This is a genomic window from Wolbachia endosymbiont (group A) of Hylaeus communis (assembly GCF_947251915.1).
In the GTDB taxonomy this organism is placed as follows: domain Bacteria; phylum Pseudomonadota; class Alphaproteobacteria; order Rickettsiales; family Anaplasmataceae; genus Wolbachia; species Wolbachia pipientis.
Map to the genome: position 1 here is coordinate 877,717 of NZ_OX366396.1, position 17,767 is coordinate 895,483.

The window sequence follows — 17,767 nt, forward strand, 5'->3', positions numbered from 1 at the left end:
TTTGTACATTAGCCATGCATCTGAACAGATACCTCCCCTAAACGGATACACTGTAGAAGGATAGTTTCTTCTCCCCAGTAAAGACTAGATTCCAGACTGGAATGACAGCAGTCCTACGTCATATCGCGATTCATTCCATAGCTGTACGAACATTCATTTTTGAAGGTAAATTGCACAGCAAATGGTCAGTGCTTGGCACTGGGATGACATCCTCCCTAGCGGAGATTGCTCTCAAATCACAATGTTCGTACAGTAAGCACTGACCACTTTGCTTCAATATTTGCGATGCCCCTGAACAGATACAAAAAATCTATTGTTTTTTTATAAATTAAATCCTAAGGCATTTTTTACTGTAGATTAATCATTTGATTATAGTATCATTTTAATTAAGCTTATGCTTGGGATATTTATGAAAAATATTTTATATTTTATATTATTAGCTGTTGTATTCGGATCACTGAGCCTATTTGCTGTAGAGCAATTTGAAGAAAAGAAAATTGAATCAGTTCATAAAAACGAAAATGTAGGTGTAAGGAAGCAAGATAGCACAAATCAAAAAGATGAGTTAAAAAGCAACGTCGATGCTAAACAAACACAAGAGGCTGAGAGCAAAAGATTAGACGGCACTACCGATAAAGAGAAACTGCAACACAACGAGAACAAAGCTTTCGTGGTTGAAAAAACTATAAGTGAAGGTGAAAGGATTGATAAAGATTTGCCAAATGACCAGCTAGAAGGAAGCACAGACAAATTTGCTCAAAATTTACCAAATGTGGCCAATAAAGAAGTGAATAAAGATTTGAAACCAGAGCCTTTGCCTTTAAGTGCTGATTTAAATGAGAATACAGCTAACCCGCAAAAAAATCTACAAGCTGATCAGAAGATTGATATAAAAGATAATGAACTTTCAAAAAGTGATGCGAGTCAATTATTAGAGGGAAAAAAAGAAAAAGTAGAGAATCAGTCTGAAGAAAAAAAAGTGAAAGAAACAAACAGTAATTCCAAGGACCGCAATAGAGTAAAACCTATAACTAAAAAAGATGAAGAAGAGCAAAGTGAAAAGAAAAGTTTACAAAAATGGACAAAGCTAAACAGAGAACCAATAAAAGAATGGGGTCATAAAGACATACAAAGCAAGTCAATATATAAACGACAATATGATAGCCTTAATGAGCATCTTCCTACAACTGTGTTTATTGATGATTACAGTAAGCAATTTTTTTACTGCATTAAGAAGAACAACTTAACTTGCTTAAGAGGAGTAATAAGTAAGCTAGAAAAAATTGGATTAACAATTCAAGAGATACTAAGGTTTAGAAATAAATTGGGTGATACTCCTCTCATTTATTCAGTTAAACAAGGTGAGGTAGACATAGTGCGCTTTCTCTTATTACAAGGTGCTGATCTTAGAGTAGTTAACAATAATTTTCAATCCCCAATTGATATAGCAATCGAAAAAAAGCAGATCAATATAATAAATGCGATTGCCGAAATGATGCCACATCTTTTGGAGGATAGAAAAATAGACAATAAAGAAAGCTCAGCAATGTACGATTGGGCTGTGAAAACGAAAGAAATACAGTGCGATAAGCAAGATGATTAGATTTTTGATATTAATTTTAGTTGGTCATTTATGTTATGGAAACGAAACAAATGATGAAAAAAATCAGATTAGTGATTTTTTAAACGCTTTGCGTGATGCAAAATACGTATCTTACAGTAAAAAAGACTTTGCTGAATTTTTGGTGCAGTGCCACAAAGAGGGCGTGCCAGAAGATTTTAAGAAAGGTTTTGGTTCTAACTTAAATGGAGCTAATTTTAACCAACTGTACCTAAGTAAATCTGTTTTTGATGGAGTAAGTCTGATTGGTGCCGATTTTTCTAACACCGATTTATCCGATGTGTCTTTCATTGATGTTGATTTACGTGGTGCTAATTTTTCCAATGCTAATTTACATGGCATTAAAATAAAAGGTACAAATTTGAGTTTTACAAAATTTGTTTCTGCAAACTTAACAGATATCGTATTTGATCAGTCTAATGTTAGTTATGCTGATTTTATCAGTTCCGATCTCAAAAAAGTAAGTATGCACAACGTAATTGGTTTGCATACTAATTTCTCGAATGTGAAAATGAATTTCTCCAACTTATCAAACTCGAATGTTAGCCACGTAAATTTTAGTGATAGTGAAATAAACGATACTGTTATGCAGAAAAACAACCTTGATAATGCAAGTTTCTTTGGAGTGGATGCATATAAATTAAAGATACAATTTTCTTCATTAAAAAATGCTAACATATATGGTGCAGAGTTAAAAGAATCAGACTTTACAGGTAGCAATCTTTCCGATGCTTGCCTTAATTCTTCTATCATAATTAACAGTAACTTCGACGAAACTGATTTAAGCAACACACAAATTTCCTATGTGAATGACGATAATTCAAGTTTTGTTCAATCTATACTAAATGGTTCCAAGATAAAACATGCATATGTTTCTGAAGCAAATCTTCATGATGCTGATTTATCCAATATTGATTTTAGTTTTAGTGAACTGCATCAAGTTAATGTCTCTAATGCTGACATTCGTCACGGAAAGTTTCATAATACTAAAGTTGCAAATTCTAACATGAATGGCTCATTTTTTGACCATTCACTATTCACCTCTGCGAAGATAGAAGATTCAGACCTTTCTACAACTTCAATGTATAAGATAAAAATCCAAGACTCTCAAGTTTATAACAGTACACTTTCTCGCCATAATATTGATTCCAGTGAAATAGAAAATTCAACATTCTTTAATTTATTAGCTGATAATTCGAGTTGGTCCAATTTAAAAGTAACTAATTCAAATTTTATTGAAAGCGATTTCAGATCTTCTTTGCTTCACACTAATGCCTTTAGGAAAACTAGTTTTTTTCTTAGCAATTTGAGTAATTCAACAATTAGTGATATGTCTTTTCTCTCTTCAAGCATATATAAAAGTTCAGTTGTTGATGCTCACTTAACAGGTTGCAAATTTGATAATTCAATTTTGATTGACAATAAAGGACAGAAAAAACTTGCAGGTTCAGAAAATGCTATAACTTCGATTAAAGATTTGCAAGAGAAAATATCACAGGGTGAAAAATTTAATGTAAATTATTCTTACTTTGAATTTAAGAATATGAATTTAGAAAATGCCGATTTTTCTAATTCAACATTGAGTAGAGCAAAGTTTGTAAACGTTAATTTGAATAAGGCAAATTTTGAAAAAACCGATTTGCGCTATACTGTCTTTGATAACTCTTCTCTTATTGGCACCAACTTATCAAATTCTAATTTAGAAGGTTCTAGCTTTTTAAACTCTGATCCAAAAAGCACCATGTTAAAAAATGCAAAGAAAAATGACCGTAAAAAGTGAGGGCGTATTATTGGTTCTATCCTCCCCTTCTGGAGCTGGAAAAACTACTATATCAGCAAAATTACTTGAGCAATCAACTAATTTAGTTAGGTCTGTTTCTATGACTACACGCAAGCCTCGCCCCGGCGAAATAAATGGAAAAGACTATTTTTTCGTTACCGAAGAAAAATTTCACGAGTTATGCAAAGCTGGCCAAATGCTTGAATACGCCAAAGTTTTTGAGAATTTTTATGGTATACCAAGAAATTTTATAGAGCAAAACTTAAGCAATGGAATAAGCGTTTTACTCAGCATAGACTGGCAAGGAGCATTTCACTTATTCAAGCTCATGAGAAAAAAAGTTGTAAGTGTTTTTATACTTCCCCCTTCAATGGAAGAGCTTAGGTTGCGTTTGCAAAAGCGTAATAGTGATGATGCAAGCGAAATAGAGCGCAGATTAGCCGAAGCTCAAAAAGAGATAAGCAAACGTGATAAATATGATTATGTAATAATCAATGATGATATTGACAAAAGTGTAGAAGAGATAAGCTCCATACTAAATAAAGAAAGACTTAAAAAATCAGAAGAAAAACCAAGCCTGGAAGATTTATAAAAAATCAATTTGGATATTTGCAGCTATAGTTTCTTATCCTATTTTAGCCAATAGCACGTTTCACAGTTTAGCTATATTTATTATTTTTTAAGATTAAATGGTTAAAATAGTAGCAACTGTTCAAGTGAGGATTTGACTATGATAACAGATTTTCTAATAGAAACTAGTTTTCTGCCTTTCCACCTATACATATACAACGTTTAGCTCAATTTAAAAGTCAAACTTCTTGGTTGTTAGTTTAGTGCTGACAACTTAAATAGCTTTTAATATTGAGGTTTTATTATGGGTATAGATATAACTGCACTAACTACTAATGCAGATAAATTAGGTGAATGCATAGATAAAAATAAAAAGCAAGAGCAGGATAGAAAAGACGAACAATTGTATGGCATTATAGAGAGAAAGGTAAAAAAAGAAGAACACAAGCGTGAAAAACCAAGAGGTCAAGATGGAGCTCTCAAGGAGTGTAAAAGGTTATTCAAGGAAGGTGCTAGCCCTGAAGTATTAACTAAATTAGAAGAATCACTTAGAGAACAAGAAAAATATTATAGGTATTATGTCCAATGCTTCCTTCCAGTGCTAGATAAAGCAATAAAACGATCGAAAAAAATATCAAATGAAACAAAAGAACGAGTAAAGCAAGTAATTTCAGAAATTACTGATAATAGCAAATATTGTTCTAATAGTATTACCCACAACCAAAATGATCGTAGGAATAGTGAAGATAGTGAAGCAGAAAGTGGCTACGGTAGCGATGTTGAAGATGATCATAAAGTAGAAATAAGCAACGAAATAACAAATAGCAATGCTCTATTACTAAAAGCGATCAAAAATGGAAATAACAGGAAATTTAAAAAATATCTAAAAGATTGTACGGATATTAATAGTGTAAAAGGTGAAAAAGACAACAATATTTTACACCTTATCGTGTCGTTGGAAAAGAAACAGAAATGCAAGTTTCTAGGTACCCTAATAAAAACGGTCACCGAGGAAGATTTAGCACAACTCATTAATAGTAAAAATCAGGAAGAACAAACGCCTCTTCATCAGTTGCTTCAGCATATAAAAGAAAAGAATGAGGATCGATCATGTACAGATAGAAAATTTGAAAAAACAAATAGGTATAAAGCCTTAGAGTTATTTCTACAAAATGGTGCAGATATTACTGTGCAAGATAAAGATGGAAAAAATGCTCTGCACTATATTGCTTCATTCAAAGGAGAACAAAAAGTTACATGTTTAGAGTTGATTTCAAATAAAGATGATGCTGTAAATACTACTAACAGGGAAGGATTAACACCTCTTCATCAGCTGCTTCAGCATATAAAAGGAAAGAATGAGGATCGATCATGTACAGATAGAAAATTTGAAAAAACTAAAAGGTATGAAACCCTAGAACTATTGCTAAAAAACGGTGCAGATATTACTGTGCAAGATAAAGATGAAAAAAATGCTTTGCACTATATTGCTTCATTCAAAGGAGAACAAAAAGTTACATGTTTGGAATTGATTTTAGGTTTAGTAAAAAATGGAACAATATCTAAAGATAAATTAGGTAAAGCTATAAATGCTAAGAATGGAGAAGGGAACACACCCCTAGAATTGGCATTAAAGAAAAAAGCAGAAAAAAGAAGTATCGAATACCTACCGCAAGGAACAATTTTTGATACAGCAACTGCTTATGACAATACAACAAAATTTTGTACAATGCTGCTAGAAATAGGCGCTGATCCCTGTTCTCTGGAGCTGAAAGATCCAAAATTCCATACTAAAAAGTACTATTTAACTTTACGAGATCTAAAAGATTATTCAGGGACTCCACAGAAAGCACAGGAGAAAGCTAAAGAACTAAAAGAGAAGCTTGAAGAAAAATACCACTGTAAAACTGCTTCAAAAAAATGCAAGTCTGGCATTAAAGAAGCAGGTTCTGGTATAAAAAAAGGAGTATCTGCTGTAGCAGGATTCATAGATCCAGCAAAAAGGACCCGCGAACTGTTAGCAATCACGATAACGATTACTGTTATTGCAATGGTAACATTTGCTTTCTTTCAGGGTCAAATGGCAATTGGAGCAGCCATTCCTATCATAGCTGTTGCTGGAGTTATATGCCTTACTTTAACTTTAGGATTTAGTGGTATTAAGAAACTTTTTGAAAAATCAACCAACAAAGCACAGGACACATTTAACGACAAAAACCGCTCTAATTCAACAACAGAGCAGAATCAAGCTTCGAAGAACCTTGTTAATAATGATCAACAGAATTTAAGGAATGAGACTAAAAATCAAGCAGTACAAGAGTCACCAAATCAATCAGAGCATACTGAGAGTCCTCCAGACACTAAAATGAGTGCCATATCAATAATGAACTCGTTGAAAAATTGTGTAGGGATAGTGTAACTAGTAAACCCTCTTCTCTGGCGCTATGAAATCAATCTCACCGCTCAGAGTTTTTTCAGCCACTTTTTTATAATCAATTTTTACGTTAATTTGCCCTTTCTTTTCTTCAAGCCACGCTATAGTGTGCTTCATCCAGTTTTTGTCATCACGTTCAGGAAAGTCTTCACGAGCATGGGCACCTCTGCTTTCCTCGCGATTAGCTGCGCATTCCATGGTAATAACCGCTTGTGGGATCATGTTAGCAAGCTCCAGTGCTTCAACTAAATCACTATTCCACATCATACTGCGATCCTCAAGTGAAATATCAGGCATCATTTTTGCTACCTTTTTTATAGCTTTTTTGCCTTCTTCTAAAACTTCAGCAACACGGAAAACTGATGCGTATTTTTGCATAGTGTTCTGCATTTCACTGCGTATTTTTGCTACTTTTAGCCCACCAGAAGCAAATCGCATTTTATTGAATCTATCTACTATCCAGTCTGTGCAGTCTGAATGCAATTTTTTATGTGGTGTACCGGATTTTAGTTTCTCTCTTGCTCTGAGCGCTGCAGCTCTGCCAAAAACCACAAGATCAAGAAGCGAGTTAGAACCAAGTCGATTTGCACCGTGCACAGAGACGCACGCAGCTTCTCCAATTGCAAATAGTCCATCTACCACTTCTTCCTTACCTTGCTTCAGCGTGATCACTTCTCCATAATAATTGGTTGGAATGCCACCCATGTTATAGTGAACAGTCGGAATGACCGGTATTGGATCTTTAGTGACATCAACTCCAGCAAAAGTTCTTGCGGTTTCGCTGATGCCCGGCAATCTGAGTTTTATTACTTCCGGATCAAGATGCGCTATAGTTAAATACATATGATCTTTTTTTGGTCCAACTCCCCTTCCCTCTCTAATTTCAATTGTTATTGCACGACTTACCACATCACGAGAAGCTAAATCTTTTGCTTTTGGTGCGTAACGTTCCATAAACTTTTCGCCCTGAGAATTAACGAGATATCCCCCTTCGCCACGGCACCCTTCTGTCATCAAGCACCCTGAGCCATATATTCCTGTTGGATGAAATTGTACAAATTCCATATCTTCAAGTGGTAATCCAGCCCTTACTACCATGCCATTACCATCACCTGTGCAGGTATGCGCACTTGTTGCAGAGAAATAAACACGTCCATATCCACCTGTTGCTAACACCACTCTATGCGCACGAAATCTATGTAATGTGCCGTCGCATAGCGACCAAGCAAGAACTCCGCAGCATGCTCCGGTTTCGCTATCCATAATTAAATCAATCACAAAGTATTCAACAAAAAATTCAGCGTTGAATTTAAGACACTGCTGATATAGAGTGTGAAGGATTGCGTGCCCAGTTTTATCTGCCGCCGCACAAGTGCGTTGAGCTGATTTTCCTTTACCAAAGTGAGTTGTCATTCCACCAAAAGAGCGCTGGTATATTTTGCCATCTTCTGTACGAGAAAAAGGTACGCCAAAATTTTCAAGTTCAATAACAGCTTTAGCAGCGTTTTTACACATATATTCTATTGCATCTTGATCACCAAGCCAGTCTGAACCTTTTATTGTGTCATATGCATGCCAGCGCCAATCGTCTTCACCGATATTACCTAAAGCTGCACTAATTCCGCCTTGTGCTGCAACTGTATGACTTCGTGTAGGGAAAATTTTAGAAATGCAGGCAACTGAAAAATTAGTTGCAGCCATCCCAAGCGTTGCTCTGAGCCCTGCTCCACCTGCACCTACTACTACCACATCATACTCATGTTCTATGATCTCATACGCTGACTTATCCATATTTACTTATTTTATCATTATAGGCTTATGATATCACAGAAGTAGAAAAAATCTATACAAGTTTTCTATAGCTATACCACCGCGAACCGTCACACCGCCACGAACCGTCATACCGCCGCGGTATCTCTTAACATAGATCCCTTACTTAACCGTCATACCTTAACATAGATCCCGCTAACAAGCAGCGGGATGACGGTTATCAGGCTAGCTGTCATCCCAGTGCTTGACACTGGGATCCAGGAAAGTTTGCTTGTAAACAAGCAAACTAGCATAGAAAGTGGTTACAACGTTTTCGATGAGATTATATGGAAAACTGGATTCCAGTGTCAAGCACTGGAATGACATCACAGGGGCACTGGAATGACACCTCTCTTGGGCTCTTTTAGCTATAAACATTAAGAAATTTACCAAACAAAAAAAAGGCAAAAGAAGCCCTGTGGTTATTATCCGCTTTAAAATATTGGCGTTTTTTATGTTTTAAACGCTTGACAAGCGAAATTCAGCTGCTTTTAATTGCAACTAACCTACGCTGCAAATGTTTAAGAAATTTACCAAGCAGAAAAAAAGACAAAGAACCCCCGAGTTAGCTAGTCTTTTACTATCTTTGTCGAGTATTGGCATTTTTTGATGTCTTGTAACGCTTTGTAAGCGCGTTCAGCTTATTTAGATAAAAATCTAGATGTAGATGAAGTTTTGTAAAGACATACAGTATCTATATACTGCAAAAAATTAAACATAAGACGCCGATACATTAAGTAATCCTTACCTTTTAATCTGCAGATTGGCAAAAGCAAATACAATAGCTTCACTGTCATGATAAAGGGGCTGGCAAAGCTTGTCAAGAAATTTTCTTATTTCATTTAAATTGCTTGTAACCTTCTTATACACTCGTCTTTACCAAGAATCACCATGATATCGATGATTCCAGGTGCATCCATTACTCCAGTTATAGGGGCGCGTAATGAGTGGTATACATCGCTTATTTTCATATCGTGCAATTTTGCACATTCCTTGATCTGAGAAGATAAAAAACCCTTATTCCAATTTTCATCACCGATCTTTGACAGAAATGACGCAAGTAACTTGATTATATCGAGGTTAGATTTGACAATTTGACGAGCTTCTTCACTTAAATCAAGTGGCGGATCTTGAATATAAAACCTTGCTAAATCCAGCAGTTCAGCCAGGTAATTTGCTCTTTTTTTTAGTTCCGTTAGCCCTTGCAGTAAATAGCCCTTTTTTTTGTCAGTTAGAGTATTTTCTCCAAGTATTAGAGCCAGAATATCTTCATTGCTCATATTACTAATATAGTGGTTATTCAAATGCTCCAGTTTTTTGAAATCGAGCCGTGCAGATGAACGACCAATACTTTCTAAATTAAACCACTCTATTGCTTGCTCATCGCTAATAATCTCATCGTTGCCGTGACTCCAGCCAAGTCTCAGCAAGTAATTACGCATCGCTTTTGGCAATATTCCCATCTTTTCATAATCGCAAACGCTTGTGGCACCATGCCTTTTGGATAGCTTATTCCCATCTTCCCCATGGATAAGCGGCACATGTGCAAAGCGTGGAATGTCAAAATCAAGAGCCTGGTATATTAGTAGTTGTTTAAAGGTATTAGTAAGATGGTCAGAACCACGTATTATATCAGTTATTCCAGCATCATGATCGTCAATTACGACAGCAAAAATATATGTTGGAGTGTTGTCAGAGCGTAAGATCACTATATCATCAAGCTGGTTGCTATTTACTTTGATTTGGCCGTATATTTTGTCATTAATGACGATCTCTTGCGAGTCTGGCACTTTGAAACGGATAACTGACCTCACACCCGATGTCATTCCAGCACGTGACCACATATTTTTCCAGTGTCGGCTACTTGGATGACAAGAAGGAGGTTTTGTAGTACATTTATGCTTGTATATCTTGCCCTCTTCTCTTGCTTTTATTTTCTTTTCTGCAACTTCATCCTCAGGGCAATAACAGTGATACGCCTTACCCTTCTCAACTAAAAGGTTTGCTACTTCAATGTGCCGCTCTACTCTTTTTGATTGGTATATTATTTCCCCATCATAGCTCACACCGAGCCATCTTAGCCCTTCTATAATTGTATCAATTGCTTCCTGTGTTGAACGTTTTCTGTCGGTGTCCTCAATCCTTAGCAAAAACCTGCCACCATGGTGCCTCGCGTAGAGCCAATTAAATAACGCAGTACGAGCCCCTCCAATGTGCAAAAACCCTGTAGGTGATGGAGCGAATCTAGTGACTATACCTGGCATATTTGTCTGTTACAGTAATGTAAATGATAATAGCTAAAATTTATGTTTGTAACAATTTAGAATTTATTTATTCTGAGAGATTAAATTTTCTTTATTTTCAATAAATTGTGTTGTATAATTTATTATTGGTTAAATAGTAGGTGTATATTATGAATGAAAAATTCAAAGATCTGGTCAATGCAATCAAAGAAGGCAATTATGAGAGAGTGGAAGCCGCTCTGAGTCCCAGGCAAGCAACCCTTAATAATTAACTTAAAAGAAGATGGGAAAACTCCTCTTCATATTGCTTTAGAGCAGTCTAATCCTAACATTCAAATTATAGAATTATTACTGGGCGCAAAAGGATTCGAGGTTAACTATGGCTACACCGGCCCATTTGATAAAACAAAACAAATAGTGCGGGGAGATAATTATTTACACATAGCTGCAAGAACAGGAAATAAAGAGGCATTTGTAGCCATTTGCAAAAAGAACATTGCTTCTGTAACTGTGCATAATGAAAGCGGAGATAATCCATTTCATGAAGCAGCAAGAAGCAAGATTCTGCTACCTGCAATCAAAGAGATTATGAGGGATTTAGAAGAAGGTACTAAGAGTAAGGTTGAAAAAGCAGAAGAAGCTAAAAATTGGGGGGAAGTAAAAAGATTAAAAGAGGAGCTTAAATGTAATAACAAATACATTAAAAATGCACTCTGCGATAAAAGCTGCTTTCTTCATGGGAGAGTAGCGGTAGCTCCTCTTTATTTTTTAAATGCTGCAGAACGGGAGGAAGCTAAGCAAATCGCAGGTATAAAGGGCGGTTTTATATGTAATAGAAAATTTCATTTGTGCTTATACATAATAGGAGCTATAGCGTGTATTGCTGCCTTGTGTTTATCCTTGTACTTTTTATTTTTGGTTTCTCAATCTCTTGCACTAGCTTCAGTAGCTACAATAGCTTCTGGAGGATCTACATGTTTGTTGTTTAAGGCATGTAACGGGATATACGGCTTGTATGATGAAAGTACTATAGTGACAGATCCTGATGTTATGCAACTTTTAGATGGTGGTTTAGCTGCAGCATGAAGCTAGAAATTACCTGCAGACAATGATATAGAAATTTACTTTCTCAAGCTAAGAAAGTATACTGATAAGATGACAGAAAAGAAGTACAGTAAGATTTTAATAGCAAACAGAGGGGAGATTGCCTGCAGGATTATCAGAACTGCCCATAAGATGGGTATATCTTGTGTATGCGTATATTCGGATGCAGATGTAAATTCTGTGCATGTAAGACAAGCAGATGAGTCAAGATGTATCGGCCCTTCGCCTTCTTGCCTCAGTTACTTAAACATTGAAAAAATATGTGAAGTAGCAGTTGAAACAGGTGCTGAGGCAGTTCATCCTGGCTATGGTTTTTTAGCAGAAAATCCAGATTTTCCACGTGCTCTTCAAAAACATAATATAGACTTCATCGGCCCCAGTGCAGAAACAATAGAAGTTACAGCCAACAAAATAACAGCAAAAGAAGCGGCAAGAAAAGCTGGAGTGAATGTAGTGCCAGGATATATGGGTAAGATTAGCGACGCTGCCCACGCAGCTCAAGTTGCTGAAGAAATTGGCTTTCCGGTTATGCTTAAAGCTGCATCAGGCGGTGGTGGCAAAGGAATGCGAATTGTAAATTCCAAAAAAGAAATTGAACTAGCGTTCACATCAGCAACAAATGAAGCAGAGAAAAGTTTTAAGGATGGCAGTATCTTTATAGAGAAATATATAGAGTTACCAAGACATATTGAAATACAAATCATAGCAGATAAATATGGCAATATAGTGTGTCTTGGAGAGAGAGAATGCTCGATACAAAGGAATAATCAGAAAATAATAGAAGAAACGCCAAGTCCATTCATTAGTGAAGAAGTAAGACAAAAAATGTATGCCCAATGTGTTTCTTTAGCAAAGCAAGTTGGCTATTTTTCAGCAGGCACTGTTGAGTTTGTTGTAGATAAAGACCAAAACTTCTATTTTCTTGAGGTAAATACGAGATTACAAGTTGAGCATCCAGTAACAGAATTTATCACTGGAATAGACATAGTAGAAGAAATGATTAGAACTTCCTGTGGAGAAAAACTAAGGTTTAGTCAGGATGACATTAAACTTACTGGTTCTGCGATGGAAAGTAGAATTTGCGCTGAAGACCCATCGAAGAAATTTTTCCCCTCCAGCGGAAGGATAAAATATTATGATAAACCGGATGAAAATGATTATGTAAGAATAGATGATGGAGTTGCTGCAGGTTCAGAAATTAGCACGTTCTATGACTCAATGATTGCAAAAGTTATAACATATGGAAAAGATAGAGTAGAAGCGATCAGCAGAATGCAAAAAGCATTGTCTGAATGCTATATAGAAGGAGTAACAAATAATATAGAATTTCTAGAATCCATCTTCCATCACCCAAATTTTATTGCAGCAAAGCTCCACACGAGATTCATTCCAGATCATTACCCTAGTGGGTTTCACGGCGATTTTGTTACAGAGGAGTATATTAAAATATTTATTTTCACTGCGTTATATATTCATTTGGAAAATGAAGAAAGGTACCATCATAAAGCAGTGAATGAAACATCTCAGGTGTCATTCCAGTGCGTGACACTGGAATCTAGTAAAAAAGAAGGGGCACCAGTATCAGCTACTCGGATGGCAGGTGACCGTGCAAGAGATTTATTCATAGTGAATATAAATGACAATGAGTACTCCGTAAATGCAAAATACCAAGATAATATATTAATAACGGTATATAATCACAATAAATACTCCGTTATAGGCAAGTGGAAATCAAGTTATAGATTGCTATATATCACAATTAATGACGATACCAATATAGCACTTAAAATAGAAAGACAAGGCAGCAAGTACTTCATAAGGCATGCAGGCATGAAAGCTGAGTGTTGTATATTTAAGCCTCATGTAGCTGAATTAAGTAGGTTAATGCTAAATAATGAAACAGAAGGGATTTCAGCAGATGCTGTAAAATCCCCAATATCTGGTTTATTAGTTAAATTGCACGTAAATGTAGGAGATCAGGTGGAAATAGGACAACCTTTATTTGTGGTGGAGGCAATGAAAATGGAAAATATCATATGTGCTGAAGCAGCAATGGTGATAAAAAATATTCCCGTTCAAGAAGGAAAAAATGTGCAGATCGGTGATGTAGTCTGCTTTCTTAAATAACACAAGAAGTACAAACTTGACCCAAACAAGATAAATGAAAACACTTGATGAGCTATGGCAATGGCTATTGGTATGTGTAACAAAAGAGTAACCACTCCTAAAATTATCTGAATGATGATGGAGAGCAGCATAATATATACCGGTTTTACGCTAGCATTTTTTACTGTGAGTATTACTACCAAAGTTAGTATTAGCAATGCCAGTGCTCGATGTATAAATTGCACTGTCGCTCTGTTCTCAAAGATATTCAGCCATATAGGCTGTAAGAAAAATAAATCTTCTGGAACGACTTGTCCGTCCATTAGTGGAAAGGTATTGTAAATCAAACCAGCATTTAATCCCGCAACAAATGCGCCGAAAATTATTTGTATTACAATTAGGACCAAAATCATCCTTGCGTAGTATATAGTGTTACCACTAACCTTAACTTTTGTTTGTTGTGGCCTTATCTGATAATCAAAAAATTGATATGACAATAATGCAAAGATAATTAATGCTAATAATAAGTGAAGTGCAAGCCTATAGTGGCTAACATGAGGTTCAGTTACTAAACCACTTTTAACCATATACCAACCAGCAAAAGCTTGTAAAGCTCCAAATAATAATGCCACAAATAGCTTTATTACTACCTTTTTAGATATTTTTCTTCTTAATATGAAATATATAAATGGCAGGACAAAAACTAAACCTGTTAGTCTTGCAACCAATCTGTGTATATATTCTATTAAGTATATAGCGCGAAACTCCTCCATACTAATACCATAGTTAAGTGCTTTATATTCAGGTGTAGCTTCGTATTTTAATTTTTCTTGTAGCCAGTCTTGTTCACTCAGTGGTGGTAATGTTCCAGTAATTGGTTTCCACTCCGTGATTGACAATCCTGCTTTTGAAAGTCTGGTAAATCCACCAATCCCTACCATGAGAATTACCATGACCGAGCAGAGAAAAAGCCAAATAGCTACAGGTTTTGCTTCCATAAACCATGCTGAGTTTTGTTCCATCGCTCAGGGTAAAGAATAAATTCCCATAAGGCAAGAAAAGCTGCAACACTATGTAGCAGACTATAGACCGGAAAAAATATCGATACTATATAAAAATAAAAAGGCATCTTTTGCTGTTTGACAGCTATTACCAAAAGAATCAGGTTAGTAACGTATACCACTACAAAGTAGTACAAAAATAATTCATTTAAAACTTTAGTTAATATCAATGAAAGCAGTAAAAATGGAGTAGTAAAAAATATAAAAGCTGCAGAGCCAACAAAAAGATTCAATAGCAAAATTCCCTTAAATCCAGTGTGTTTATAAAGTGACTTTATATTTTTTAAATGAACAATATAAGTTTGCATATAGCCTTTGATCCAGCGCGCTCTTTGCTTAATCCAAGCAAATACAACAATTGGTGACTCTTCCAATGTTTCTGAGTCAATCATCCTGGTTTTATATCCCATTTGCGCAAGTCTCAAACCGAGGTCAGCATCTTCGGTAACACTGTAAGCATCCCAGAAAAACACTTTTTTTAGAATTTTTACTGAAAAATGATTACTGCTACCACCCAAAGGCATCGGCATGTTCATTTTTTGGAATCCAGGCAATAAGTATTGAAACCAGTTCATATACTCCAGAGAAAAGAATTTTGTGAGAAAATTATAATCACAATTGTAGTAATTTAATTTCGCCTGTACACAGGCAAGCTTATCGTCGTCCTTATTAAATTCAATCAGTGCTTTTTTTAACTGCAATGGGTCTGGTTTATCGTCCGCATCATATATTACTGCATACTTTCCTCTAGCAAAGCTCATAGCATAATTGCATGACTTGGCTTTTGTTCTAGGCAAAGAATGAGGCACTTTTATTACTTCAAAATACTGCGGTAAAGTGTACTTTTCTATAGCTGCTAGCGTTTCTTGGTCATCACTTTCTACCTGAAGCTTCACATCTAATTTTGATTTTGGATAATCCAAACTTTCAATGCTTTCGATCAATTGCTCTATCACTGCACTTTCTTTAAAAGCAGGCAATAAAATAGTATATATAGGAAAATCTTCTTCATTCAGCTTACTATAATCCACTTTTTGGTTGGAGGTTTCACATAAGCTAAAAACTGTAGCTATAAACTTGAATAAATAACTAGAACATCCGATTATAAATATCAACATCAAAGCAAAATATGTATATTTCTCTGTTAGTGTTAAAATTGAAGTTATAGCTCTTTTTACAATAATCCGAACAGACCGTAATATGCTACTGGCCTGCTATAGCCATAAACACATATCTTATCGCATTCGGACTATTATAAGAAAGGCTATACAATAAAGAAAGAAGCAAAAAATATTGAGCTTAGTTTAATGCTTTTAGCTGAAAAATTAGGATTCTTGTAATATAAGTAGTTGCTTGCAAATTCTGAAATACCAAAGTGCGAGTTAAGAAGATTTAAAATCTGTTCGCTATCCACTTTTATTAATACATAGTCAATACCGTAATGAGCTTCGACCCAACGGTTGATATCTCGGCTTGTTCTCTAATTGCATGAAAGTCAATAATAATTTTTTGTATCATGAAAAATATTTTTTGATGTAAAATTCAGCTCTAATACAACCTTTTATTTACTATCGTATTATCTTATTCAATCAAAAGGGGTTTTATTGGCAATAAAAACACCAGCACTAAATTTCTAATTAATCCCTTTTAAATTATGCAGCCAATGAATATGTGGATAAATACGCCACACACATTTAAAGTATTTATCCACATATTCATTAAGCTTATAAAAACTAAGGTATCATTCTTTCCCTCCATAGTCTTAATATAAGTTAAAATAGCATGCTTCCATGGTTCTCTCCGCGGTCTGATATGGCTAATTTGTATTTTAGCCAAGCCGCACTATACTTGTTAGGCGGAAGTGGACGGCAACATGTGTCTTACGAAGTCTATGCTTCAACCTAGGATCTTGCTTATCCCTTCCATCGGCATTGCTATCTTTACTTTACATCAAATTATCTACTTTTTGCATTTATTGATAACAAAATTCTGTTTTACTAACCAATATCCTATGCATAATTACAGACAACTTCCGCGCTACGGCAACAATTGCTTTCTTCATACCCTTCTTTTTTGCAAGCCTCAATCCCCAGCTTCTCAATTTAAATTTCCTTTTACATTTTACCAGTAAGACTTGTGCTGCTTCGTACAACACATTCCTACATTCTACTGGTCCCATTTTTGATATACTTCCATGCCGATCAATCTCTCCAGAAGCGTACTGTCTTGGGCTCAATCCCATATAGGCTCCAACTGCATAAGATGTTTCAAACCTATATGCATCATCTATCGCAGCTTTGTATGTCATTGCTACTATAATACCAACTCCTGGAACAGTAGTTAATAATTTACAATCCTCATCTTTTTTACCTTGCTCTGAGAGCATTTTGTCAAGTTTTCTTATCGATTCTTCTATTGTTTCTAAGCTATGTACTAATACTTCAATTGAGTTCTTGCTAATTTCATCTAGCTCATTAATTATTTCTTGCACTTTTAAAACGAAACTTGTAGATCTGGCACGCTGATCAATTTTTATCCCGTATATTTTTAATAATCCTCTTATTGTTCCCTCAATTTTCCCTCTGCTACGTGTTAATTGTCTTCTGCTTCCAAGCATTATTTTAATCTGACAAGCTTCATCTGACTTTACTAATACCTCTTTAAATAGCCCAACTCTCATCATTTGTGCTATACCTCTTGCATCATTTTTATCATTCTTATTGATTCTTGCAGACAATGCTGCTGCCATATGCCTTGCATCTACACAAGTTACTGGCAATCCAAATCTCCTCAATTCTTTGCACATTGATATTGATAGTTGTCCACTTTCTATCCCTATTGCTTCATATTTTTTGCTTTGACTAAGCAAATACTCCGCTATTGTACTGCTTTCACTTACAATAACTTCTTCTTTAACAATTTTTCCTTTCTCATCAATGATACTGATAAAAGTTTCCTTGAGTGAGACATCTAATCCACTATAATATTTCATGAGGCTGCTCCTACTGTAAAAGTTTAAATTATTTTTGAAGAACTAAT

The 17,767-nt window shown here is 35.4% G+C and carries 12 protein-coding genes and 1 pseudogene; 7 read left to right on the top strand and 6 right to left on the bottom strand.

Features of this window, described 5'->3' with window-relative positions; genetic code table 11:
• Positions 1 to 130: 130 nt before the first annotated feature.
• Positions 131 to 277: a hypothetical protein gene (locus OPR52_RS04435; protein WP_265037817.1), complete on the bottom strand. Its 147-nt coding sequence runs from the start codon at positions 275 to 277 to the stop codon at positions 131 to 133.
• Between the two features lie 132 nt (positions 278 to 409).
• On the opposite strand from OPR52_RS04435, the gene OPR52_RS04440 reads away from it, so the two are divergent.
• The 4 genes from OPR52_RS04440 to OPR52_RS04455 all read left to right on the top strand — a co-directional run bounded on the left by OPR52_RS04440 (position 410) and on the right by OPR52_RS04455 (position 6,390).
• Positions 410 to 1,603 (top strand): ankyrin repeat domain-containing protein, encoded by a 1,194-nt coding sequence (locus tag OPR52_RS04440; RefSeq protein ID WP_077188062.1) that lies wholly within the window; start codon positions 410 to 412, stop codon positions 1,601 to 1,603.
• Complete coding sequence (locus OPR52_RS04445; protein WP_264723405.1) at positions 1,596 to 3,401, top strand: pentapeptide repeat-containing protein; 1,806 nt, start codon at positions 1,596 to 1,598, stop codon at positions 3,399 to 3,401. Before OPR52_RS04440 ends, OPR52_RS04445 begins: the two co-directional genes overlap by 8 nt.
• Positions 3,385 to 3,993 (top strand): guanylate kinase, encoded by a 609-nt coding sequence (gmk, locus tag OPR52_RS04450; protein ID WP_264723406.1) that lies wholly within the window; start codon positions 3,385 to 3,387, stop codon positions 3,991 to 3,993. Before OPR52_RS04445 ends, gmk begins: the two co-directional genes overlap by 17 nt.
• A gap of 282 nt (positions 3,994 to 4,275) precedes the next feature.
• On the top strand, positions 4,276 to 6,390 hold the full coding sequence (locus OPR52_RS04455) for an ankyrin repeat domain-containing protein (protein WP_264723407.1): 2,115 nt from the start codon (positions 4,276 to 4,278) through the stop codon (positions 6,388 to 6,390).
• Here the strand turns inward: OPR52_RS04455 and sdhA are convergent, their stop codons facing one another.
• Entirely contained in the window at positions 6,391 to 8,196 is a 1,806-nt protein-coding gene (sdhA, locus tag OPR52_RS04460; RefSeq protein WP_265037819.1) for a succinate dehydrogenase flavoprotein subunit, read from the bottom strand.
• A gap of 189 nt (positions 8,197 to 8,385) precedes the next feature.
• On the opposite strand from sdhA, the gene OPR52_RS04465 reads away from it, so the two are divergent.
• Positions 8,386 to 8,538 carry a hypothetical protein gene (locus tag OPR52_RS04465; protein WP_265037821.1) on the top strand — a complete coding sequence of 51 codons (153 nt, stop codon included), beginning with the start codon at positions 8,386 to 8,388 and terminating at the stop codon, positions 8,536 to 8,538.
• A gap of 518 nt (positions 8,539 to 9,056) precedes the next feature.
• On the opposite strand, the gene gltX is transcribed toward OPR52_RS04465, so the two are convergent.
• Positions 9,057 to 10,478, bottom strand: coding sequence for a glutamate--tRNA ligase (gltX, locus tag OPR52_RS04470; RefSeq protein ID WP_265037823.1), 1,422 nt, complete (start codon positions 10,476 to 10,478; stop codon positions 9,057 to 9,059).
• A gap of 396 nt (positions 10,479 to 10,874) precedes the next feature.
• Between gltX and OPR52_RS04475 the strand changes: the two genes are divergently transcribed.
• Both OPR52_RS04475 and OPR52_RS04480 read left to right on the top strand, forming a co-directional pair.
• The gene (locus OPR52_RS04475; protein ID WP_264723410.1) at positions 10,875 to 11,543 is read left to right on the top strand and encodes an ankyrin repeat domain-containing protein; all 669 of its coding nucleotides are present in this window, start codon (positions 10,875 to 10,877) and stop codon (positions 11,541 to 11,543) included.
• Positions 11,544 to 11,612: 69 nt separating this feature from the next.
• Positions 11,613 to 13,688 (top strand): acetyl-CoA carboxylase biotin carboxylase subunit, encoded by a 2,076-nt coding sequence (locus OPR52_RS04480; protein WP_265037825.1) that lies wholly within the window; start codon positions 11,613 to 11,615, stop codon positions 13,686 to 13,688.
• Here the strand turns inward: OPR52_RS04480 and OPR52_RS04485 are convergent.
• The 3 genes and pseudogenes from OPR52_RS04485 to OPR52_RS04495 all read right to left on the bottom strand — a co-directional run bounded on the left by OPR52_RS04485 (position 13,637) and on the right by OPR52_RS04495 (position 17,720).
• Complete coding sequence (locus OPR52_RS04485) at positions 13,637 to 14,665, bottom strand: COX15/CtaA family protein (protein ID WP_265037827.1); 1,029 nt, start codon at positions 14,663 to 14,665, stop codon at positions 13,637 to 13,639. The genes OPR52_RS04480 and OPR52_RS04485 overlap by 52 nt on opposite strands.
• Positions 14,647 to 16,193: pseudogene (locus OPR52_RS04490) on the bottom strand (glycosyltransferase family 2 protein). Before OPR52_RS04490 ends, OPR52_RS04485 begins: the two are co-directional and overlap by 19 nt.
• Before the next feature lie 507 nt (positions 16,194 to 16,700).
• On the bottom strand, positions 16,701 to 17,720 hold the full coding sequence (locus OPR52_RS04495) for an IS110 family RNA-guided transposase (RefSeq protein WP_265037747.1): 1,020 nt from the start codon (positions 17,718 to 17,720) through the stop codon (positions 16,701 to 16,703).
• Positions 17,721 to 17,767 lie beyond the last annotated feature (47 nt).